We start from the raw sequence: 22179 nt of genomic DNA, 5'->3' as shown, positions 1-22179 counted from the left end.
TGCTCTCCGTCCCGTTCGTTATCCCGGGATATCGTCTTCTGAGTGATAACACGGTCCGTCCGAGATTTACGACGGTGTCCCACGTACTCACCGTTGAACGGGGATCATCTATCCAAGAAACAGGGATCTCTACCAATGAATGCCCGCGAGCGTCCGCAACCGTTACTAGTTCGATATCCCACGCGAATCCGTTTTCGTAGAGATATTCTCGGATCTCTTGCCACGTCTCTCGTGTGAGTGCTTTCGCGCCACACTGGTAATCGTACAGTGTGACTGGAAGGAGTAGTCGACTTCCCGCAGCGAACCCATCTCCGAGTTTCCGCCGTAGTATGCTTTGATGTGTGTGAATCTTCGACTCTGGATGGCGGCGCGAACCGACAGCCAGATCTGCCCCGTTACCCACTGCGGTTACAATCTCTTCGAGAGAGGCCGCTGGCGTACTCGCGTCTGCGTCGGCGAATCCGAGTATCTCCGTTTCGAGTGCTTCGAACCCCTGTGTGATTGCGAGTCCCTTCCCACGTCGTTCTCTCACGGTGTTCACTGTGACATCTGAGTACTCTGGGAACGAGATCGCCTCTCCGCCGGGTACGTCCAGCTCCACTCTGATACAGTCGGGAGAGACCGTTTCGCGAAGGGAGCGGATATATGATTCGAGTTTTGGGGTATCCGGCTCGAACGCCGGGAGGACTAATCCCACAGACACGTTTTTTGGAGGTATCCAAAGTGATCGAATAAGTATTCCGTTCTCGAGTTACCATCGGGGATCAGTATCTTATTGTCACTCGAACGACGCTGCGCAAACGATGAATTTCCCCGAACAGATCTCGTCTTGGAGGTTTCGTGCACGGTTGGCGTTGTCGCTCGGTATCTTCGCAGGACTCCTTACCGTCGGTTTTTACGCCCTCTTCAGACAAAATCCAGCAAACACATTCGACGTCTTCTACTATGCCGCCGAGTTGAGTCTCTCGGGTCCGGTCGTGTACGAGACGGATTACGGCCTCTACGTGTATACCCCGATTGTGCTGCTGTTTTTCTATCCCTACGTTCTACTCTTCGACTTTTCGACAGCCTTGCTCGTCCAACGACTCCTCGGTGTCGCAGTCGCGCTGGGTTATGGGGCCATCCTCGCCAAGTTCCTCCGCTCGAAGGTGGAACTCGAAGGACTCGATATGGCCCTTATCACCGGGTTCGTCGGCCTGAGCCTGTATCCGATCGTCATCACCGTTCTCGGGGGGATCGAGATCTTCCTCGGAGCCGCCCTCGGAGTCGGTTGGATCCTCCTCGAAAAGCACAAGGACGAGCGCGGCGGCGCGCTCTGGGCGCTTGCATCCCTGTTCAAAATATTCCCCGCACTCTGGGGGTTGTTTCTCTTGCGCACGCGAAACACGAGAGCCATCATCGCTGCGGTCGTGACTGGAGTAGGAGCAACACTCGCTGGCGTGCTTCTCTTCGGATTCGATGCGTACGTGCGATACTTCGAGACGACCACCGGAAGCCGGGTTCGCGTCCGCAGTCTCTTCGCGGGGGGTTCCAGCCCGGATAACGAGGCCGTGACGCTGATTCGCCCGCTCGCTCAACTCTTTCCAACTGTCGATCCGGTAACGTGGATCCCGGTCATTTTCGTCGTCGTCGCGGCGCTCCTCGGATTTATCTATCTTCGTCTCTCCGATGAGACGCTGACCGAGCGGGCGACTCTGCTGTTGGCGACGGTGATCGCGATCACGTTTGTGATGCCGACGTCGCAGGATCTGGATATGTACTTGGTGTATGGTCCACTCGTGGTGCTTCTGTACATAGAACGACGACGTCTGGAGCATCTGTTTTACTCGATCGGGGCCGTGATTCTCGTTTATAACTTCAATCGGAACGAATTGATTCCTGTCGTCGAGTTTCTCGGCCTCGCCCGAACGGGAATCTTGGATATCGCGATTCCAGTTCTGGCATTCGCATCGCTGCCGCTCTACGGGCTCACTCTAATGTTCGCGGGGTGTTTCCTTCGGGCGATCAGATCCGACGCTGACGCTTCTCTATACGGCTCGTAGGTTATTAAGCGGGCGCTTCCTCTGGTTTGAAACCTTCTTCGAGTCGCCGCTTTGCCTCCTCACGATCCCCCGGGAATCCCACGTCAATTCGCCAGCCATCCATTCGAATCGCGTCGATCGTCCGTCCGGACTGAATGAGTAGATCGATCGCGTCCGAGAGCTCGTACTCGCCGCGATCGGAGGGCTGAACAAGGTGACAGGCGTGGAAGACCGCCGGAGAGAACGTGTAAAAGCCCGTCATCACGAGGATCGTCGGCGGCTCGTCGGGCTTCTCGATGAGCTCGACGATTTCGCCGTAGTCGTTGGTGTCGCAGACGCCGTACCGAGATGCCTCTTCGTACGGAACTTCTTCGACGAGGAAGGCTGCGTCGGCGTGGTCTTCCCGTTGACGGTTGAGGACACCCGTGAGGTTCGCGTCGAAGATATTGTCACCGAGCATTAGAATGAAGTCTTCGTTGACGTGTTCCTTGACGGTGAGTAATGCGTGAAGGAGCCCTTCCGGTTCGCGTTGGTGTGTGTAGGTGATCGGAAATGCTTGGTGCTCGCCCCCGTAGTACTCAATCAGCTATTCTTTCTTGTAGACGACAAGTAATCCGTGGCCGTCGAGTTTGAGGGGTTGGTCGAAATAGTGGCTCAGGATCGGTCACTCGTCGACATCTAACTTGCGGGCTGGGTAGACCTAAACGAGGTACCCACAGAATTGAACCGTCTGAGGCTTCTGTTGATGCTGGCACACCTAATCAAAGGGTTGTCGACCACAATTCTGGAATGAATCTTGGTATATGGGACTCCCGTGTACGCCACGACCGCTTTCGGCGTACTAGACGTTGTTATGAGTGACCGGGTTTTCTCAACGGGTGCGTGGGCCTTCCTCCATTCTCGGCAATCTCACCGGGATCTGAGCGGCGACGAACAGACCTCGAAACCATCTCCCGGCCAGGAAGTGAGGTCATCGAGAACTCTTCACAGAGTGCGGTAGCAGCTTAGGTAATCCGAGGCTATTATACCCAACTAGGCGTTCCGTTTAGACAAGATGTACTCCTTTCCCCAGGTCGTGTCTGGGTTACGGAATCCTCAGTACCTCGCGTGGGAGATTAACCGCGCCTACTACTCGTTCCGCTGCGATTCGGAGTTCAATGACGGCGGCACCGACATATTCGAGGAGGACTGGGATACGCTCGTCATACTCGACGCCTGCCGCTACGATATATTCTCAGCCCACGAATCACTTCCGGGCGATACGGAGAAACGGCGCTCGAAGGCGTCGATGACCCGCGAGTGGGTGCGCGCTAACTTCGCAGAACGAGATTTGCGGGATACCGTCTACGTTACGGCCATCAACCAAATTCAAGCGATTCCGAAGGAACAGCGACCGGATCTCCACGACTTCGTCTGGGTGAACGATCCAGAAGATACGGTGACTGCTGGGGATATGAAGACGACATCCCCAGAAGCAATCACGCGGCACGCACGACAGGCCCTCAACGCCTATCCGAACAAGCGTCTCGTCGTCCACTACGGACAACCTCACCAACCGTATCTCGGAGAGATAGGAAAGAAATTCACGTGGAGGTACGACTTCCACGAAAACGTCGCGCGGAGCGACGTGACGCAGTCCGAGGTTCGTGAGGCGTACGTGGAGACACTCGATATCGTCCTCTCGGAAGTCGAATCACTCCTCGAAAAACTCCCAGGGCGAACGGTAGTGAGTGCGGACCACGGCGAGATGCTAGGCGAGCGTATGTGGCCGGTCCCAATTAAGCACTATGGCCATCCAGACGGTATCTACGTCGACGAACTCATCGAGATTCCGTGGCACGTACACGAGACGGGGGAGCGCAGGCGAATCACCCGTGACGACAACTGTGTGGACCTGTCGGGAGAGGATCGAGACGAGATCGCGTCACACCTAGAAGCGATGGGGTACGTCTGAGGCAAGTCACGGAACGAGCTCGCCGAGGAGCATCCGTGCCTTGTCTCGCGCGCGCCGCGAGAGGGCGATTAGGAAGGCGGTGTAGGTTACCGCACCGAACCCGACTAGTTCCACTGTCACCCACACTCCCGGAGAGACGAAGGATTCGGCGATTGCCACAGTACCCCCCATTCCGAGTGCTGCGAGCACCTGTGCAAGGAGGGACCGCCACGGGATCTCGAACGTGCCGACGACCGCCCGAATCGCCCAGTAGCCAGCGACGACCCAGACCACTGCCGAGGTGAGTGTGGCGATGGCAGCGCCGAACCACCCGAACAGAGGGACGAGAGCCAGGTTCAACACAAGGTTCGAGACGACGAAGACAGCGTTGAGGCGGAAGCCGATATCCGGTCGGTCAACAGCGCCGAGCGTGCTCGAAAACTGATCGCCGTACACATTGATGGTGTACGCGCCGACCAGGAGGACAAGAATTGTGCTGCCCTGTGGGAACTCGGGACCATAGATTCGGAGGATGCGGGGGCCGATGATGCACGCGCCGACGAGGCCGGGGATGGCGAAAATCCCGTTGTAGACGATTCCCTCCTCAAGCAGGTGCTTGACGGCGCTCGTATCCTGCTTCGACTGGAGTTCGCTGATTTCGGGGAACAGCGTCGTGCGGACAGATAGGCTGACGACGCCGAGGAGAGACGCGATACCCCACGCCGCCTCGTAGATGCCGATGAGCGTGCTCCCGATAAAAAACGACATCACGATGGTGTCCATCCACCCAAACGCCCGCGATTTCAAGGTGCCCAGCCAGGCATACTTCGCGTAATCCTTGATGCTCGTGACGTGGTCCCAGGTCGGCAGGCGGAGACTGGTATTGACGAGCGCGGCGCCTGCGAGTGCTGTGAGGAGGAGCGTAACCGCTGTCGCGAAGATGAGGCCGCCGATCGCGTACCCGGCGACGACGAGACCAATCTGCAAGATGACTCGGCTGACCCGCTCTACTGCACTCAACACCCCCATCTCACCGACACGCTTCTCCCCATTTAGCGTGGACGTGATCGTCTTGTACACCACGCTACTGACGAACAACAGGACGACGAGTTCGGTGTGGGACGTCAGGATACGGACGAACTCGTTCGCGTCCGGGTCAACGATGGCCGGAAGGAACGTGCCCGCGACGTACACTGTCGCGCCGACAAATACGATGAACCCGGTATTCCACGTCACTGCAGCGCCGAGGTACTCGCCGGGGGATGTCTGTTCGCTCACCCGTTTCGTGAGTGCCGAGCAGATTGCGTTCACTGGGAGTGTGAACCAGAGCATCGCGAGCGCCAACGCCACGGTGTACGAACCCAAGGGTCCGGGGCCGAGCAGTCTCGCGATGGCGAACGTTCCCGCGAATCCCGCAGCGGACATCACGGACTGCGCAACGAAGTGAACGAAGGCTGTCCTTCCGAGCCTGCTCATCTCATTCCCGGTAGCCGAGATCGCGGAGTTGCTGTTTCATCTCACTGGTCAACCGATCAACGGTTTCTGCCTTGATTGGTTCCGCCTGTGGCGATGCCAGCCATTCCGTGACCGCATCCTCGAAGCAGCGCTTGACCTCGAGGTTCCCCGCTGCCACGTCTGTCGACTCGTTGGGGAGGCGGTACAATACGGCGTCTTCGGTAGTTTTCCCACGAACGTACTTGAATTCGTGGTCACGGAACGCAGTTAGCTCACCCGGAATGAACCAGTCCGGGTCGAAGTCCGGGTTGTACTCCACGAGATGGTTGAGAGAGTTCTTCGCGCGTTGTGTGATGACTGTCTCCCGTGTTTCGTCCCGGAGGTCGAGGCCCTGGAGTTGGTCCGACCGGCCGCCCGCCATCTCCACGAGCGTCCGCGTGAGGTCGACGTGCTGGACGAAGTCGTCCCCTGACGCACCGAGGTCGAGGCCATACGTGACAAGAGGGACGTTCGTCAGCTCGTCCCGCAGCACGTACGTGTGCGAGAACAACCCAGACTCGCCGAGTAGCTCGCCGTGGTCCGCGGTGACGATGAAGACGGTGTCCGAGTCAAGCGACTGCACGTAATCGAAGAGCCGACCGACCATCTTGTCTGTGTAAGCGATTTCAGCGTCGTACATCGCGACGAGTGCGTCGAGTTCCGTCTGCGACAAGGGATTCTCGTGGGCGATATACTCGTGGGCGTGGTGGTGGACGTCGAGAGATATTTGCGCCGCCTCCGTCGGTACCACCGAGATGTCGTCGGTATATCGATCCCGATACGGGAGCGGTGGGTAGTACGGGCGGTGCGTCTGGTTGTAGTGCGCGTACAGGAAGAACGGGCGGTCGTCCGCAACGAGTTCGGGAATCCACTGCTTTAGGATGTCATTCATCACGAACGGCGTCGCGTGCTTCGTCGTATCCGCCGTGAACCCCGCGGAGTGGCGGCGGATGTTCGCGGCGTACTTCGCGATCGTCGACCAGGGTACCTCGTCGAAGAACGTCGATCCCGTGAGGAGTTTGAACTGGTCGAATCCGCGGTTCAGACCGGTACCGCTACTGAAGAAGGAATTAGTGGAGATCCCGGCAGTCCGGTAGCCCGCGTCGCCAAGAAGCATCGGGAGCGTATCGAGTTCCTCGGGGAGATAGTCGTTCGAGATACGGAGGCCGTGACGGAACGGATGGGTGCCGGTGAGAATCGACCCGGACGAGATAGGTGTCGCGATGCTGGAGGAGAACGCATTCTCGAACCACGCTCCACCCGCGTCGCCCGCAATGCGGACCAACTCAGGGGTGGTGCTCCGTTCGTAGCCTGCAAGTGACGTATGGTCGGCTCGGACGCTATCGAGAGTTATCCAAACAATATTGTTTGCCGGAGCCATCTACGTACCCGACGAAATGTAACGCCCGCATTTAACCCTTGATACTGCAATTACAGTGGGGGTCCCGGCCGTCATTGGCTCCGAATCTGCTCGTAGATATGGACTAGCGTGTCCGTCAGCGCGTCCCAAGCCCGGTGCTCTATAACGTACTCTCGCGCCGCCACGCCCATACGCCCGCGACGTGTGTCGTCCCGCAATAGCGTTTCGAGGCGGTCTCTGAGCGCCACTTCGTCTCCCGGAGAGACGAGGAAACCGGTGTCTCCCTCCCGAATCGTATCCGCGACGCCGCCTGTGTCTGTCGCGACGACCGGGAGTCCCGCAGCCATCGCTTCCAAGAGCGCATTCGGCAATCCTTCCCCTCGGACAGACGGGAGGACAAATATTGCGCCCTGTACGAGGTACTTCGTGACTTCGTCAGGGGGAACTTCACCGACGAACCTCGCATCGACGCCAAGTCCGTCCGCGAGGGCTTCCAATTTTTCCCGCTCGGGGCCGTCTCCGACGACGAGGAGTCTGCGATCCACCTCGGCCATAGCCCGGATGAGCACGTGTACGCCCTTCTGTTCTTTCAGGCGACCGACAAACACCACCGCGTCACCGTCCTCAGTCTCCACTGGGATGTCGACACCGTTCCCTAGAACTTCAAGGTTCGCGTCGGGGAACTCGCGTAGGACATCCTTTCTGACTTGTTCAGTCTGGACGAGGACAAGCGTACCGTCCAGAACGGTCTTGATAAGGCGGCGTTTTACTGGGTTTTCCTTCATAAAGTAGTAGTCACCGCCCCGAATCCAGGCGAAGTAGGGGATGTTTCGAATCCTGTTCACAAGGTAACCAAGGTAACCACACGGGTATACCATCATACACTGCAGGACGTCGATGCGGCGTGCGTCCCGCAGGAGATACACAAGCGCGACGAGGAGAAACGTGAGCGTGCTCACGAAGTCGTTATGGCGGATATTCGGAACGCGAACCAGGTCATACGTTGGGTCGTGGGGTTCTGGTCCGTCGTACTGTTTCGTATACACAGTGACGTCGACGCCGTCTTGGCGCTGCAGTTCCTGTGCCATCCGCATCGTCTGGGTTTCCGTACCGCCGATGATGTCCGGGGGGAACTCCTTCACGAGGATAGCGACGTGCGTGGAGTCAGTCATCGATGAACTCCTCGAACCACTGTTCGAGTACTACAAGGTCCCACAATTTGAATCCGTGGTTGGCACCAGACGTATGCTCCGCCAGGAGGGATTGTAGCCCGCGTTCGTCGAAGTTCTGTCGGGCACCGAGACGCTCTAGCGAGTCTCGCGCGTACTCCCGGAGTTCACCCCTGAACCACTCGTTCACTGGGACACTGAATCCTTGTTTCGACCGGGTCGCGACCGGATCGGGGAGGTATTGCTTGAACGCGCGTTTCAGCAACCATTTCTTCTCGCCGCGGCGCCACTTATACTTCGACGGAATCGTCGCCGCGAACTCGACCAGTTTATGGTCGAGGAACGGTGACCGAACCTCGAGAGAGTGCGCCATACTTTCGCGGTCCACCTTCACGAGCAGGTCGTCCGGCAGGTACGTTCGGAGGTCCACCTGCATCGCGTCGTCGAGCAAGGTGGGGCCATCGGCCCGCTCAAACGCGGCCCGGAGTGCCTCCAGTTCCTCTCCGGACTGCGGCCCCGTCCAGAACGACTCGACGTCGTTCCTGGTCATATGGCAGACGTACGGTGCGTAGCGCTCGACATCGTCACCGGCCGCGTTGTCGAGGAGCCGAATGCCGCGACGTGCGGGTTCCCGAATCGGACCAATCGTCGCCGCGGCCGCCGTCCGTAACGCGCCCCGAACGATGGCTGGGAGTCTATGAACGGTGTTCGTAAGTTTGTAGTACGTGTAGCGGTCGTACCCCGCGAAGTTCTCGTCGCCCGCGTCCCCGCCGACAGCGACGGTGATATCCTCCGCAGCCGCCTGCGATACGTAGTACGTCGGAAGGGCAGAGGGATCACCGAACGGCATCTCGTTGTGACGAACGATGTCCGGGAGGGCGTCGAGTGCGTCGGGAGTCACGATGTGCTCGTGGTGGTTCGTCCCGTACTCGTCAGCGACGGGGCGTGCGAATTCGAGTTCGTCGTACTCCTCGAATCCGATGGAGTACGTATTCACCGGTTCCTCTGCGAGCTCGGACATCACGCCCGTCACTATCGTAGAATCGATGCCGCCGGAGAGGAACACACCGACCGGAACGTCGCTCCGCATCCGGAGTCGGGTCGACTCCCGGAACTTCTCTCGGAGTCCCCGAGAGAGTTCACCGACCGACGCACTGGACTGATTCGTATGTGATACGTCCCAGTACTTGCGGCGCGTCATTCCCGATTCGTCTACCACAACGTACTCCGCGGGGTTCACGCGGCGAATCTCCTCGAATCCAGTTCGCGGCGACGGCACGTATTGGTACGTGAAGTATTCCCGGAGCGCGCGGTAGTCGGGCGCGGCCTCCACGCTGTCGTCTGCCAGGACCGTTCGCACTGTCGATCCGAACGTGACGCCGTCTTCGAATCTATGATAGAACAGAGGCTTCTGACCGAGGCGGTCCCGTGCGAGAAACAACCGATCCCTCCGTTCGTCCCAGATGCCGAACGCGAACATTCCGCGCAGCATCGACAAGCAATCGACCCCATACTCCTCGTAGAGGTGTAACAAGACCTCTGTGTCGGTCTCTGAGCGGAACGAGTACCCGTCGAGACGCTCCCGGAGTTCCTGATAGTTGTATATCTCGCCGTTGAACACGATCCACACCGACTCATCATCGTTCGCCATCGGCTGCCGACCCGCATCACTCAGGTCAAGAATTGAAAGACGTCTATGGGCGAGAACCGCGTTTTTTGACGTGTACACGCCGCCAGCATCAGGCCCGCGGTGTCGCATACAGGAGTTCATCGCCTCGGCGATATCCACGGATGGAGACGCCGCGAACGAAATCTTCCCACCTATTCCACACATCTCGACGACACCTAACGAACCCACTGGGTAAAGCAGTTCGTTCTCCCTCCCACGCGGCTAGTCAGCATATCCGAGTGCGCGCAGTTGATCTTTAACCTCCCGTGCCCCGTCACCCGCCCGTTTCTCCAGTGGATTGAACACAACCCACGGCACGTCTACCAATGGTGGGACACGAACCTCACTCGGGTGTTCGACAAGACCATACTCGCCGAACAGTTCACCGTGATCCGCTGTCACCGCGACCGTGTAGCCGTCCGCCACAAGCTCGTCTACCACTTGCTTCGTCTCCGCCCAAGCGTACTTTAGACATACCTCGTACGAGCGCTTGAACCGGGTGAGGGGGTATCCTGTACTCGTCAGGAACAGTTGTGGCTGGGTCACGCCTTCCAGTTCGGGTTCTTCTAGCGGATGAAAGCCACCTGGAACGGGGACCACCAAGTCGCCGACCCGGCATACGTGCGGGTAGTGCGGTTGGAGCGTGTGTGCAACTGTCCGCTTTCCCCCCCGAACTCGCTCCGTCGCCGCGGACAGGACTTCCTCCATAGGGACCGTCGACAGTGTGTCGTCCCAGTCCGTATCGAAGACTTCCACGTGCTCAACGCTCTCCAGTTCGTGGACCGCTGACTGTGGGTTTGCGCTCACGTACGTTGCCCCGTCGAACACCCCGCAGCTATTTGCTCGTTGGAGAAATTCCGGAGTGGCACTCGCCGGCGACCGAGCACGTTCGACGACTGCATTGTCAACGATTCGAGACAATGAATCGAATCGGCACGCGTCCAGGATTACCAGCAAGTCCCAGTCCGTCGCCTCGATTCTATCGAACAAATCCGCGTCCAGCCGTCCCGAGGACACCGATTGCAACGCCCGCTTCCACACACGGTACGCGAGCGGTTCACTCGATTTGTCGTCCCCGAACAACCGACTCGATCGCCAAACCCTTGTTACCCAGTTCATTCGAATCCCACGATGTCTCGAGTCCAGCCTTCGCCGGACCAGTACTTACATCTTAACGAAGGCATCGCCATCACGACTCGGGTTCGCCGTCCACGGGGTAAAAGATTCTTTATCCTGCTCCTGATAGTCATCGCAATTATGATTCGAGTTGCAGTTGCCTGTAACCTCTACCACGTGAACCAATGGAAGTTCGCGGAACTTTTGGGCGGCGACGAACGGTTCGACGTTTCTGTCGTGACGGACGCGCACAACTACCACGCACTCCCCAGTATTGACGACGAAGACATCTACCACTGCACGACTGTGTTTCCGGATTCTGTCGCCGCGGTGCGCGAGTACAATCCCCTGCAGCGAGCGGCGTACGAACGTATCTTCGACGGCGCCGAACCGGACGTGGTTCTGGCGCTCGGCGCGTCACAACTTCGGTTCCTCGGTTACCGAATAGACTTCAACCCGACGGTCCTCCTGCCGCAGGGAGGCGAGGTCAGCAAGGCCTGCGGGAACATCTACTGGTCGGACAGTGCATTCAAGCGTCTCCGGTATCGCCTCCTGTACCGGCCAGTGTTCGAGCGGATGGCCCGGCATGCGTCGGAAATCTGGACTTCCCGGCCGGGACACGACTACTTCCGTAAAATCGGCGTCCCGGCGGCCAACCTCGTGGACTTCGATTGGGGTCACATCGATGTGTCGGACTACGCCGACGCCGAACCGAAACAGTACATCGATGACGACAGCGTGACGGTTCTCGGGTCATTCCGACGAATCAGGGGGGACTTGCTGTATGATGACTTCGCGGCGTTCTTCGACGCAGTCTCGAAACTCGAACAGGAGAGAGACGACTTCCACGTCGTCATCGGCGGCCTGTACCCCGACCGAGAAGAGGGCGAGACAGAGGCCGTTATCCGAGGAAAAATTGAGGAACACGAACTCACGGAGACTGTTACTCTCCTCGACCTCGTGCCGAAAGTTGAGATACCTCGATACCTCGCTGGCTTGGACGTCTACTTCAACTTCCAGCACACTGGACTGAGGACAGGCGGACTAGGGACCGTCGCGAAGGAAGCGATGGCCGCCGGTGCGGTCTACGCGTCCTTTGATAACCCGTCGACTGAGTACGTCATTGAGCACCGCGAGAACGGCATCGTCCTCCCACGAGACGCAACGACGCTCGCCGACACGCTTTCCGAACTCATCGAGAACACGGAGTGGCAGGCATCGCTGGCGGGGGCGGGGCGGCGGACCATCGAAGATACGTTCTCTGTAGGGGCAGTTAGAGACCGGGTCCACGACCGCCTCATCCGAATGGTCGAGTGACTACCACCCCGGAGGGAAACCGATAAACAAGTCCGCACTGAGTTTACAGCGCGTATGACACAAATCGTCGTATTCGGAACAGGGACTTTCGCACAACTTGTCGATTTCTACTTCGATATCGACTCTGACTACGAAATCGTCGCGTTCACGGTCGACGAGGAACACGTTGACTCCGATACTGCGTACGGTCGACCACTGGTACCATTCGAGTCCGTGACAGACGAGTACCCGCCGGATGAGTACGATATGTTTGTGGCAGTCGGGTACCGGGAACTGAACGAACTGCGCGAACAGAAATTCAATGAGGCGAATACGAAGGGATACGACCTCGTCTCGTACGTGAACTCCGAAATCACTCACTGGGACGAGATGACAATTGGCGAGAACTGTTTCATCTTCGAGGATCAGACGGTTCAACCATTCGTCGAGATCGGGGACAACGTCATCCTCTGGAGCGGGAATCACGTTGGACATCACTCGACCATCGGAGACCACTGTTTCGTAACTTCGCACGCAGTTATCTCGGGGTATGTCGAAATTGGAGCGAACTCGTTTCTCGGCGTGAATTCGACTATCCTCGACGAGGTTACGCTCGCCCAGAAGACTGTTGTGGGTGCAGGTGCGACTATCGTCGACGATACCGAAAGTGGGGTTTATATTGGCCCCGCCGCGGAACGACGAGGTGACGCGAGCACCGACACCAACCTATAGACATATGTCATGGAACAAACTCGGCCGCATCTTCGAACCGACTGAAACCTTCGACTGGATGGAAACCCACGCGCAATTACCCACCCCGCTCCACCTCTCCGGTGACCGGTACCGCGTATTCTTTGCTGGACGGAACGAGGACAATATGAGCCAGACCGGATTCGTCGATATCGACATCTCGGACCCGACGAATCCACTTCGTGTAAGCAAGGAACCCGTGCTCAAACTCGGATCCCTCGGTATGTTCGACGACAGTGGAGTCTATCCATCGTCCGTCGTCCAGATCGGAGAGGAAACCCACCTCTACTATATTGGGTGGATGCAGGGAAAGCGTGTCTCCTATTACGCCTGCGTCGGACTCGGCGTAAGCACCGACGGCGGCGAAACTTTCGAGAAACGTTCCCGGGGTCCCCACCTCGCCCGGAACGACGTCGACCCCTATATGACGCTCTCATCTGATGTCGAAGTCGTAGACGGGATGTTCCGGATGTGGTACACGTCCGCGACCGGCTGGGTCGACTACGAGACCGGTGTCCGACCAAACTACCACATCAAGTACGCGGAATCAGACGACGGCCTGACGTGGACCCGCGAGGGAACTATCGCCATCGACTACGAACACGACGGAGAGTGGGCCATCGCACGACCCTGCGTTAGACAGACCGAAGACGGGTTCGAGATGTGGTACTCGTACGCGACGGACAATCACGGTTACCGGATCGGATACGCGACATCGGCGGACGGGCTCAACTGGACCCGATACGACGACCAAACGGGGATATCTATCTCAGACGATGGGTGGGATTCTGACCTCCAGGCGTACCCCTACGTCATCGAGCACGACGAAGCCGAGTATATGTTCTACAACGGGAATGACTACGGCCGAGAGGGCTTCGGCCTCGCTCAACGAACGTAACCCGTTTTACTGTAGGCTACTCACGACCAAACGAAATGGAAACAAGACTCATCACTGAGGACCGGTGGCTCCACGAGTTCGACAGACTCGTGGAGCGGGACCCGGTAGCTAGCGCCTACAACCGTCGGTCCTACATCGAATTCATCGCTGACTGGCTAGATGCGGATGCCGTCTTTCTCGGTGCTATCGAAGAACGGAAACTCGTTGGTGCGTTTCCGCTGGTGTTAAAAGAGAACTCCCTTGGGAACGTCATCAATTCCTCGCCGTATTTCGGGAGTTACGGGGGAATTGTCCTCAGCCCCAAACTTAACCCCGAAACGAAACGTGAGGTTCGCCGCGGACTCCTTGATGAGTTCACGTGGTTCGCAGAAGAGAACGATACGGTCCTCTCGAACGTTATCGTCTCTCCCTACGAAACAGATCCGTACTTCTACGAGGACACCATCGACTACACGTACCTCGACGAGCGCGCTGGCCAAATTATCGACATTCCCTCTCCAACCGCCGACGAGAACGTCAAAAAGCGTCTGTTCTCGGATCGATTTTCCAAGAGCTGTCGCCGGAGTGTCCGTGACGCCAAGGAGTCGGACGTCACCGTCGGCCTCACCCGGGAAGCGGGCGAGAGACTTGACCAATTCTACGAGATCTACAAAGGCGAGATGCTCGGCAAGGGTTACGACGACGCCGTCGTGCGGTCAGGCGGCGGTCTGAAGGATAAGGAGTACTTCGAGCGGTTGTTCGACATCTTTGGAGATGACGCTCAGTTGCGGTACGTAACGCTGAACGACGACGTCATTATGGGCATCGTGGAACTTTGTCACGGTGAGAAACTCCAGTACTACCAGCCAGCAATCGAGATGAAGCACCGGAACACGGGTGCGACAAACCTCGGGGTCTACGAGAGCCTCCAGTGGGCTGTGGAGAACGGCTACTCGAAGTATAACTTCGGTGGCACCTGGTTCTCCCAGACGGGACTCTACAACTTCAAGCGACGTTTCGGGGCGGATGACTACATCTACCGGTACTACGTCACGGAACACAGGAACGCGACCCACATCCTCGAACTCACGCCGGAGGAACTGAGCGAAGAGTACCCCGGATTCTACGTCGTGCCGTACGATGAACTCGAGAACTAGCGGTTCCTCTAAATCTCTTGGGGACGGTACTGGTAGTGTGATTATATTCCCGCTCTGCCGGATCATAGGGTGAATCGACGCGAAAGCATAGTCAGTCGCGCCCTGCCAGCTATGGCGAGTACTGCGGTCGATGCAAAACTATCTGTAGTTGCTTCTATGTAAACCGTGTGTCCAGATAGATCAAGACTGTAGCAATAAGCACCAATTTCACTAGGCGAGTGTCTCTAGTTACAACTATCCTTCTATCGATTCGAGAACTCTCGACGCTATGTCGACGGCCTGCGCTCCGGTTTCCCCATCGACAAGAGGGGTTGACCGTTCGTGTACGCACTTGACGAAGTCTTCTAGTTCGTTCTTAAGTGGTTCGCAGGTACTAACGAATGGCGTTTCTGTGATGGTCTCTGTTCGATATCCTGTCTTGTTATTCAAAACAGTCATCTGTTCGGTACCGCGCTGCTGGATGACAACGCGCTGTTGTTGGTAATTCAATGAAATGTACGCGTCCTGCGTAGTCACGTCGAGTTCCCTAACTTTCCCATGCGTAACGTGGCTCGACACGACGGTCCCGAGGGTCCCGTCTTGGAACTGGAAGTTTGCGATTGCGTGGTCAAGATCTTCTGACCGTTTTGCCGCACCGACTGCATCAATTCGGCTAACAGGTGCTTCAACGAGCGAATTAATAACATCTATGTCGTGAATCATCAGATCAATGACGACACTTTGATCCACTAGGTGCTCGTGGAACGGCCCGAGTCGATGGGCTTCGATGGCAATCACGTCTTGACTGTCGAGAATGTCTTCGACGACCTGTATCGCTGGATTGTAGCGCTCTATATGGCCTACCTGCAGAATTGCGTCGTAATCGTCCGCGAGCTTGACGATTTCCTGCGCTGCCTCCACAGTACTTGCTAGCGGTTTTTCGACGAGAATATCTAACTCAAGTTCGGCGATGCACTGCCGTGCCACGGGGAGGTGGAGTTCGTTGGGGACCGCAATCGATACCGCCTGAGCGTACTCGATATCGCCGACGTCGTCGAGTACACGGACGTTGTATTCCTTTTGAACACTCGCGGCAGTCTCGGGATTGGTTTCGACGACCTCGACTAACTCTGCTTCCGGCAGCTCGTCATATACGCGAATATGGTTCGACCCCATATTACCCGCACCGATCACAGCGACGGGGAGTGGATCACGATCGGACGAACTCATTGTGCCACCTCAACTGCCTCGGCTTCGACTGTGTCAGCAATGACATCGAGGTCAACCTCAGAAACCTGGGGATGGACCGGAATTGAAAGTACACTCTCGCTGGCTTTTTGTGTGACTGGGATATCACAGTCGTATTCATACGCTGGCTGGTCCGGTATCGGTAGCGGGTAGTACACGCCGTATCCGACATTGTGCTCGTCAAGTGTATCAGTCATCCCACTTCGATCAGCAACTTGAATCGTATACTGGTGAAACGAGTGAGTACGATCGCCTGGAATTGTCGGGGATATTATATCAGCATCTGAAAGTCGATTAGTGAGATACGATGCCTTCTTTTGGCGGGCCTTGATCCACTCCGGAAGCCGTCCGAGCTGATCCAGACCGATCGCTGCTTGGATATTCGTCATACGAAAATTATATCCGACGTATTCGTGTTTGTACGAGTCGACACGTCCGTGATTACACAATTGCCGAGCGCGTGAAGCAACCTCGTCGTCGTCGGTGGTGATCATCCCGCCTTCACCTGTCGTCATATTCTTGGTCGGATAGAATGAGAACGCCGCAGCATCACCGATGGACCCGACTTGATCTCCGTCAGAAGTCGCCCCGTGTGCCTGTGCAGCATCCTCAAAAAGAAGCAGATCGTACTCTGCTGCAAGTCTCTGAAAGGCATCCATATCTGCCGGCAACCCATAAAGGTGTACAGGCAGCACAGCATCGACGTCCCCGCGGGATTCAATGACTTCTCTGGCAGCTTCCGGATCGAGATTGTACGTTTCCGGATCGATATCGGCGAAGACCGGCTCCGCTCCCGCGTGTACGATCGCATTTGTACTTGCAATAAACGAGAACGGCGTGGTAAGCACGATATCCCCTTCACCGATCCCGGCCGCTTCCAGCATAACCTGCAGAGCGGTGGTTCCGTTCGAGGTTGCAACAGCGTGATCAGTACCAACGAAGTCAGCGAACTCCGATTCGAACTCGCGGACGACCTCTCCATCTGCGAGCATTCCTGAATCCAAGACGTCGCTCACTGCTTTTTTAGCTGTTTCAGAGATCTGAGGATTGGCGATCGGAATGCTCACAGGTTATTCCCTCCATCGAGTTCGTCAGGAAGTGGACGCTTCTCGGCTGGATTTCCAACGGCGAGTGTCCGTTCGGGTACGTCATTAGTAACGATCGAGCCAGCGGCAACGAACGCTCCCTTCCCGACAGTCACACCAGGGAGTACGGTCGAGTTCGCGCCGATCGAAGCATCAGATTCGACGACTGGCCCGGTTAGATCCGCGTCTTTACGAACCGGATATGGATCGTTCAGCAGCGTGGCGTGTGGCCCGAGAAAGACGCGGTCCCCGAGCGTCGTTTCGCTTGGGACGTACGCACCAGTTTGGAGACTAACGCCATCGCCGAGATCAGATCGTCCATCAACGACGGCATTGGTACCTATGAGGCAGTTAGCACCGAGTGTCGTCAGCTCTCGAATGAGTGCATTATGGCCTGTCTGAAGGGACTCGCCCGCGACGACGTCGTCGTAAATCACCGTTCCACTTCTGATAACGCTGTCAGGACCGATTTCCGGTGGTGACGACTCGGGGTCGTAACTCATCCCGACAGTCGCATCGGGAGAAACAGTAAGTTCCGACGTCACATCGTTCATATCGACGGGTTTAGGGTCACCCTACTAAATCTCGTCGGTATTCCAAACAACTTTAATCTGAGCCAGACCACCTCATCGTATGAAGGTTGCCGTTTTTGGTGCGTCTGGGTTTGTCGGTCGGAACCTCCTTGACGAACTTGCCGGAACAGAGCACGAGGTCATCGCATGTGACGTCGAATCATTCGAGCCTGAACCGGAAAACGCTCGGTTCGAGAAGGTCGACATTACGAATGATGATCGAGTTAACGAGGTCATAAAGGGTATTGACGTCATCGCTCACCTCGCTGCGCATCCGCTTCCAGCCAGTACGGAAAACCCGAACCTGAACGCCGAGATCAACATTATTGGATCCCTAAATATCCTTGACGCAGCTCGCGAGCACGATGTCGAAAAAGTGTTTTTCTCCTCAGCTTCCTCGCTCGTCGGTGAAGTCGAAGAAGTGCCTGTGCCTGAAGATCACCCAGCAGCTCCGCAGTCACCGTACGGTGTCGCGAAGCACTCTATCGAGGAGTATCTCGAGGTATACAACGAACTGTACGACCTCGACTATCTCGTCTTTCGATTTTTCAACGTATACGGTCCCTACCAACACCCGGAATCGGGTGCATTGGTTCCCGTTGTTCTCTCACGGCTTGCTCAAGACAAGGGGGTATTCGTGACCGGTGACGGTCAGCAGACACGGGACTTCGTTTACGTACGCGATATCACGTCCTACATCGTCGAGGGCTTGGAAGGCGATGTCAAGAATGAGATCATAAATATGGGTCGCGGAAAAGAAACTGCCATTCTCGATGCAATCCACGAAATGGCGGATGTCGTAGACGTCGAGCCGGATATTGACCGAAAACCCCAGCGACCTGATGAAATTGACGATTTCTATGCGGATATGAGCAAATTCGAGGGCTTGTTCGGTGACAAACCGGATACGTCCTTCCGAGAGGGACTTCAGCAGACCTACGAATGGATGGAGGAGGACTTGGACATATAATATGTGTGGCATCTGTGGTGCGGCTGGCATCGTAGACGAAGCAATTCTCGATGAGATGGCGTCTTCACAGAGGCATCGGGGACCCGAGTCTACCGGGAGCCACGTCGACAACGATGTGATGTTGTCCAACCAGCGATTACGAGTCATCGACGTTGGGGGCGGTGATCAGCCGATTTACAACGAAGATGGAGATATCACTGTCGTGTACAACGGCGAGATCTACAATTTTCAACCACTACGGAGAGCGCTTGAATCTGTAGGCCACACCTTCACGACGGCAACTGATACGGAAGTACTTGTCCACGGCTACGAGGAGTGGGGAGAGGAGGTTTTCGAACGGCTGAATGGGATGTTCGCAGTAGCACTATGGGATGCATCCACCGAACGCTTAATTCTCGCTCGCGATCGTACGGGTATCAAGCCCCTTCACGTGGCATATGTCGATGGGTGTGTACTTTTTGCAAGCGAACCGAAGGCGATTCTCCGTAGTGGACTCGTCGAACCCGCTGTCGATACAGACGCGCTCCAGTACTTCCTCCAGCTACGGTATTCACCATCTCATACAACGCTCTTCGATGGAATCGAGACGATCCAACCGGGAACGTACGCCGTAATAGAGCGCTCAGGAGAGGCGTGGCAAGTAGATGAAAATAGATACTGGGACCTGTCTATGGCCGTGAGTGATCCCCCGCCAAATCCTGCCGTTGCAGTTCAGAGTGCGTTGCGGAACGCAGTCAGACGTCAGTTAGTCAGCGACGTTCCCGTGGGGTTCTATCTCTCCGGAGGACTCGATACGAGTAGCGTCGTCGCGATGGCTGACGAACTCACGGATGACCCAATTCATACGTTCTGTATGGGATTTGAGGACCAGATCTGGGATGAGCGAGAGGATGCGAGGGCCATCGCGGACCATTTCGGCACACAGCACCACGAACTCCAGATCGACGGTGAATTCATCGAGGATTTCCCCGAAATGATTTGGCACGCTGACGAACCAAAGCGTAATCTCTATCCGTACTACGTGGCCGAAGAGATGCGAAATCACGTCACAGTCGCACTTGGCGGGTTGGGTGCGGACGAACTCTTTGGTGGCTACGTGTATCGATTCAATCGGCTTCAGGAGCTAGAAGACCTCCAGCACTCCGCGATCGCCGCCTCGGCAGGCACTCCATCAAAACACGCGGTACAGGTCGCGTCGGCACAAACCGAAACTGGAGAGGTGACGAATGATGATCTTCTCCAAGATCAGGGAGGAACAGCTCGTACCATCGATACGCTGTCACAGAATGCAGAGCAGATCGCGATGACACAGATTGAAAACGGCGATCTGTCGAATGATGATCTTCTCGAGGACCTTGAGACAACTTCTCACGTCGATGACCCGACGACGCTCTACGTCCTTTTGAACAGTAGTGATGTCCTTGGTGACCTTGATTTCTACCGAAAACGGGCGTTCGGTCGTGAATTGCAGGATAACTTTCAGACGACCGAAGTCATCGAACGTAACCATCCTCACGACGATCATACTCTCAAATTGAGGGAACAAGGGCTACGGTGGGACTTCTGTGTGAAACTTCCGAACGATTTCCTTTTCGTCGAAGATCGGATGAGTATGGCACATTCCTTGGAGTCGAGAGTGCCCTTCTTGGATAACGAGATGATTAACGTTGCGTTCTCATTGCCGTTGTCCGAAAAATTCGACACGACGAGGGGAGATGTCGACATCGGAAAAACAGTACTTCGTGACGCGATGCGCTCAAAGCTCCCGGCGACAGTCTTCGAAAAAGACAAACAGGGATTTACGATGCCGACGTACCAATTCGCCAAGGGTCAGTTGCTTCCGCACGCAAAAGCGATACTTGACGACGCACATATCGTCCATCAGGGATTCATCGATGAGAAATACCTTCGGGACTTACTCCATCGAACACCAACAAGTGATCTTGTTCCCCACTATAAATTGCTCTGGAAAATCGTTGCATTCGAAATCTGGTATCAGATGTACATCGTAGAGTCAGTTGCGGGCCCGGCGTCTATCGGCAATTACTATACGTGACCCTCACGTTTCGGTTTCGCCATTCGCAATCTGTGCATACGTGAACGCCTCCATCTCCTCGGGGTCAAAGAACGCACGTCCGTCTACGAACACGGGTGTTCGCATCGCGTCACGAAGTTCGCTGAGATTCAGATCGCGGTACTGCTCGTGGCCAGTAGCGAGCACAACACCATCGATGTTTTGAACTATTGGTGAATGGACTGCTTTCGCGCCAATCTCAGACATAGTTTCATCGTCGATCAGTGGGTCGTGCGCGAAGACTTTCGCACCCTCTTCACGTAATCTTTTGACAAGATCAAGTGCGGGTGCGTAACGGAGTTCTTTGACTCCAGGACGGTATGTAATGCCAAGAACAAGGATTGTTGCGTTAGAGAGTTCGCATCCGTGTCCAGCAAGGGTGCCTGCAAGAATGTCCACAGCATGGCCCGGCATTCGATCATTAACCGCTCTTGCTGTCTCAAGGAGGGGTGTTTCGCGAGACCCACCAATAACGAAGTGCGGGTAGACCGGAATACAGTGACCGCCGACACCGATTCCCGGAACGTGGATATCACAGAACGGCTGAGTATTTGCGGCTTCAAACACCTCGTGCGCGTCCAGTTCCCAGTCCTCACAAACCATCCCGAGTTCGTTCGCTAGGGCAATGTTGGTGTCTCGGTAGACTCCCTCGAAGACTTTTACTGCCTCAGCCGCGGTCGCGCTCCCGAGTTCGATGACCCCTGGTGCATTGAATCGTTGGTATAATGCGGATGCTGCAGCCGTACTGTCCTCGTCGACTCCTCCGACGATCTTCGGATACGACTCCGTAAGGTCCGTGATCACTCGTCCGGAGTACGTCCGCTCCGGACAGTGCGCCAAGCCGAAATCTTCACCAGCCGTCAACGATTCAGTTTCGAGGGCCTCCGTGAATGGACCACTCGTGGTCTTTGGTGGGACTGTACTCTCTAAGATGACGAGATCCCCATCAGTTAGCCCCTCAGAGATGTCAGCCGCGGCCCTCATTACAGGATCGAGGTTTGGATCGTTGTGGTCATCGAGGACAGTCGGAACGAGGAGGATCATTACGTCAGCACGGGCCGCTGCACGGGATCCCTCAGTAGTAGCTTCCAACTTGTCACCTCCATAGGTCTGGACTAGCTCATCTAATCCGGGTTCGGAAACAGGGCTTTCTCCACTGTTCACGGCTGTTGTGACCACTTCGTCGATATCGACACCTAACACGTCGAATCCAGTGTCAGCCAAAACAGCCGCGAGAGGGAGACCCATCTTCCCGAGTCCGTAGACTGCAATCGTGGGATCACCGTCCTCGTTTCGGAGACCAGCCTCGACAGTTGCCATACATCCCTTTTACCTGTGTCCCAAAGTAAGCAGTTCCGGTGTCAGTCGAATCAGCAAATATATCCCCCGTTCGGAAGACACCACGGATG

The 22179-nt window shown here is 56.3% G+C and carries 18 protein-coding genes and 1 pseudogene; 8 read left to right on the top strand and 11 right to left on the bottom strand.

The annotated features are described in order from the left end of the window. A partial coding sequence (locus FJT57_RS07995; protein WP_203229125.1) for a glycosyltransferase occupies nucleotides 1-703 on the bottom strand: 703 nt, incomplete at its 3' end. A 253-nt stretch (nucleotides 704-956) separates the two neighbouring features. Between FJT57_RS07995 and FJT57_RS07990 the strand changes: the two genes are divergently transcribed. Then, entirely contained in the window at nucleotides 957-2042 is a 1086-nt protein-coding gene (locus FJT57_RS07990) for a glycosyltransferase family 87 protein (protein WP_162524317.1), read from the top strand. A gap of 4 nt (nucleotides 2043-2046) precedes the next feature. Here the strand turns inward: FJT57_RS07990 and FJT57_RS07985 are convergent. Next, nucleotides 2047-2685 (bottom strand): annotated as a pseudogene (locus tag FJT57_RS07985) (sugar phosphate nucleotidyltransferase); the annotation flags it as partial. Between the two features lie 390 nt (nucleotides 2686-3075). Between FJT57_RS07985 and FJT57_RS07980 the strand changes: the two are divergent. Beyond that, nucleotides 3076-3975, top strand: coding sequence for an alkaline phosphatase family protein (locus FJT57_RS07980; RefSeq protein ID WP_144903918.1), 900 nt, complete (start codon nucleotides 3076-3078; stop codon nucleotides 3973-3975). 6 nt (nucleotides 3976-3981) lie between these two features. On the opposite strand, the gene FJT57_RS07975 is transcribed toward FJT57_RS07980, so the two are convergent. The 5 genes from FJT57_RS07975 to FJT57_RS07955 form a co-directional block, all read right to left on the bottom strand. After that, entirely contained in the window at nucleotides 3982-5430 is a 1449-nt protein-coding gene (locus FJT57_RS07975; RefSeq protein ID WP_144903916.1) for a lipid II flippase MurJ, read from the bottom strand. 1 nt (nucleotide 5431) lies between these two features. Beyond that, on the bottom strand, nucleotides 5432-6829 hold the full coding sequence (locus FJT57_RS07970; protein ID WP_144903914.1) for a sulfatase: 1398 nt from the start codon (nucleotides 6827-6829) through the stop codon (nucleotides 5432-5434). A 71-nt stretch (nucleotides 6830-6900) separates the two neighbouring features. After that, a complete protein-coding gene (locus FJT57_RS07965; protein WP_144903912.1) occupies nucleotides 6901-7980 on the bottom strand; it encodes a glycosyltransferase family 4 protein in 1080 nt (359 codons plus the stop codon). Beyond that, the gene (gene asnB / locus FJT57_RS07960; protein ID WP_144903910.1) at nucleotides 7973-9811 is read right to left on the bottom strand and encodes an asparagine synthase (glutamine-hydrolyzing); all 1839 of its coding nucleotides are present in this window, start codon (nucleotides 9809-9811) and stop codon (nucleotides 7973-7975) included. The genes FJT57_RS07965 and asnB (FJT57_RS07960) overlap by 8 nt, the downstream gene beginning before the upstream one ends. 57 nt (nucleotides 9812-9868) lie before the next feature. Beyond that, complete coding sequence (locus FJT57_RS07955) at nucleotides 9869-10453, bottom strand: alkaline phosphatase family protein (RefSeq protein ID WP_144903908.1); 585 nt, start codon at nucleotides 10451-10453, stop codon at nucleotides 9869-9871. Nucleotides 10454-10903: 450 nt separating this feature from the next. On the opposite strand from FJT57_RS07955, the gene FJT57_RS07950 reads away from it, so the two are divergent. The 4 genes from FJT57_RS07950 to FJT57_RS07935 are packed head-to-tail and all read left to right on the top strand — an operon-like array spanning nucleotide 10904 to nucleotide 14842. Further along, entirely contained in the window at nucleotides 10904-12079 is a 1176-nt protein-coding gene (locus FJT57_RS07950) for a glycosyltransferase family 4 protein (protein ID WP_162524314.1), read from the top strand. 54 nt (nucleotides 12080-12133) lie between these two features. Then, nucleotides 12134-12790: an acetyltransferase gene (locus tag FJT57_RS07945; protein ID WP_144903904.1), complete on the top strand. Its 657-nt coding sequence runs from the start codon at nucleotides 12134-12136 to the stop codon at nucleotides 12788-12790. A 4-nt stretch (nucleotides 12791-12794) separates the two neighbouring features. Further along, complete coding sequence (locus tag FJT57_RS07940; protein ID WP_144903902.1) at nucleotides 12795-13706, top strand: glycoside hydrolase family protein; 912 nt, start codon at nucleotides 12795-12797, stop codon at nucleotides 13704-13706. 35 nt (nucleotides 13707-13741) lie between these two features. Beyond that, a complete protein-coding gene (locus FJT57_RS07935; protein ID WP_144903900.1) occupies nucleotides 13742-14842 on the top strand; it encodes a peptidoglycan bridge formation glycyltransferase FemA/FemB family protein in 1101 nt (366 codons plus the stop codon). A 234-nt stretch (nucleotides 14843-15076) separates the two neighbouring features. On the opposite strand, the gene FJT57_RS07930 is transcribed toward FJT57_RS07935, so the two are convergent. Genes FJT57_RS07930 through FJT57_RS07920 form a run of 3 tightly spaced genes read right to left on the bottom strand, consistent with a single transcriptional unit; the run spans nucleotide 15077 to nucleotide 17708 of the window. Next, nucleotides 15077-16051, bottom strand: coding sequence for a Gfo/Idh/MocA family protein (locus FJT57_RS07930; RefSeq protein WP_144903898.1), 975 nt, complete (start codon nucleotides 16049-16051; stop codon nucleotides 15077-15079). Then, nucleotides 16048-17136 carry a DegT/DnrJ/EryC1/StrS family aminotransferase gene (locus tag FJT57_RS07925; RefSeq protein ID WP_238993944.1) on the bottom strand — a complete coding sequence of 363 codons (1089 nt, stop codon included), beginning with the start codon at nucleotides 17134-17136 and terminating at the stop codon, nucleotides 16048-16050. The genes FJT57_RS07930 and FJT57_RS07925 overlap by 4 nt, the downstream gene beginning before the upstream one ends. After that, nucleotides 17133-17708, bottom strand: coding sequence for an acyltransferase (locus FJT57_RS07920; RefSeq protein WP_144903896.1), 576 nt, complete (start codon nucleotides 17706-17708; stop codon nucleotides 17133-17135). The genes FJT57_RS07925 and FJT57_RS07920 overlap by 4 nt, the downstream gene beginning before the upstream one ends. A gap of 79 nt (nucleotides 17709-17787) precedes the next feature. On the opposite strand from FJT57_RS07920, the gene FJT57_RS07915 reads away from it, so the two are divergent. Both FJT57_RS07915 and asnB (FJT57_RS07910) read left to right on the top strand, forming a co-directional pair. Further along, the gene (locus FJT57_RS07915) at nucleotides 17788-18696 is read left to right on the top strand and encodes an NAD-dependent epimerase/dehydratase family protein (protein WP_144903894.1); all 909 of its coding nucleotides are present in this window, start codon (nucleotides 17788-17790) and stop codon (nucleotides 18694-18696) included. A 1-nt stretch (nucleotide 18697) separates the two neighbouring features. Continuing rightward, on the top strand, nucleotides 18698-20752 hold the full coding sequence (asnB, locus tag FJT57_RS07910) for an asparagine synthase (glutamine-hydrolyzing) (RefSeq protein ID WP_144903892.1): 2055 nt from the start codon (nucleotides 18698-18700) through the stop codon (nucleotides 20750-20752). Nucleotides 20753-20755: 3 nt separating this feature from the next. Here the strand turns inward: asnB (FJT57_RS07910) and FJT57_RS07905 are convergent, their stop codons facing one another. Further along, nucleotides 20756-22090, bottom strand: coding sequence for a nucleotide sugar dehydrogenase (locus FJT57_RS07905; protein ID WP_144903890.1), 1335 nt, complete (start codon nucleotides 22088-22090; stop codon nucleotides 20756-20758). Nucleotides 22091-22179 lie beyond the last annotated feature (89 nt).

The organism is Halobellus captivus (assembly GCF_007655485.1).
In the GTDB taxonomy this organism is placed as follows: Archaea; Halobacteriota; Halobacteria; order Halobacteriales; family Haloferacaceae; genus Haloquadratum; species Haloquadratum captivum.
Note: the sequence above shows the minus strand (reverse complement) of the source record. Positions and strands in the feature narration are given on the sequence as shown.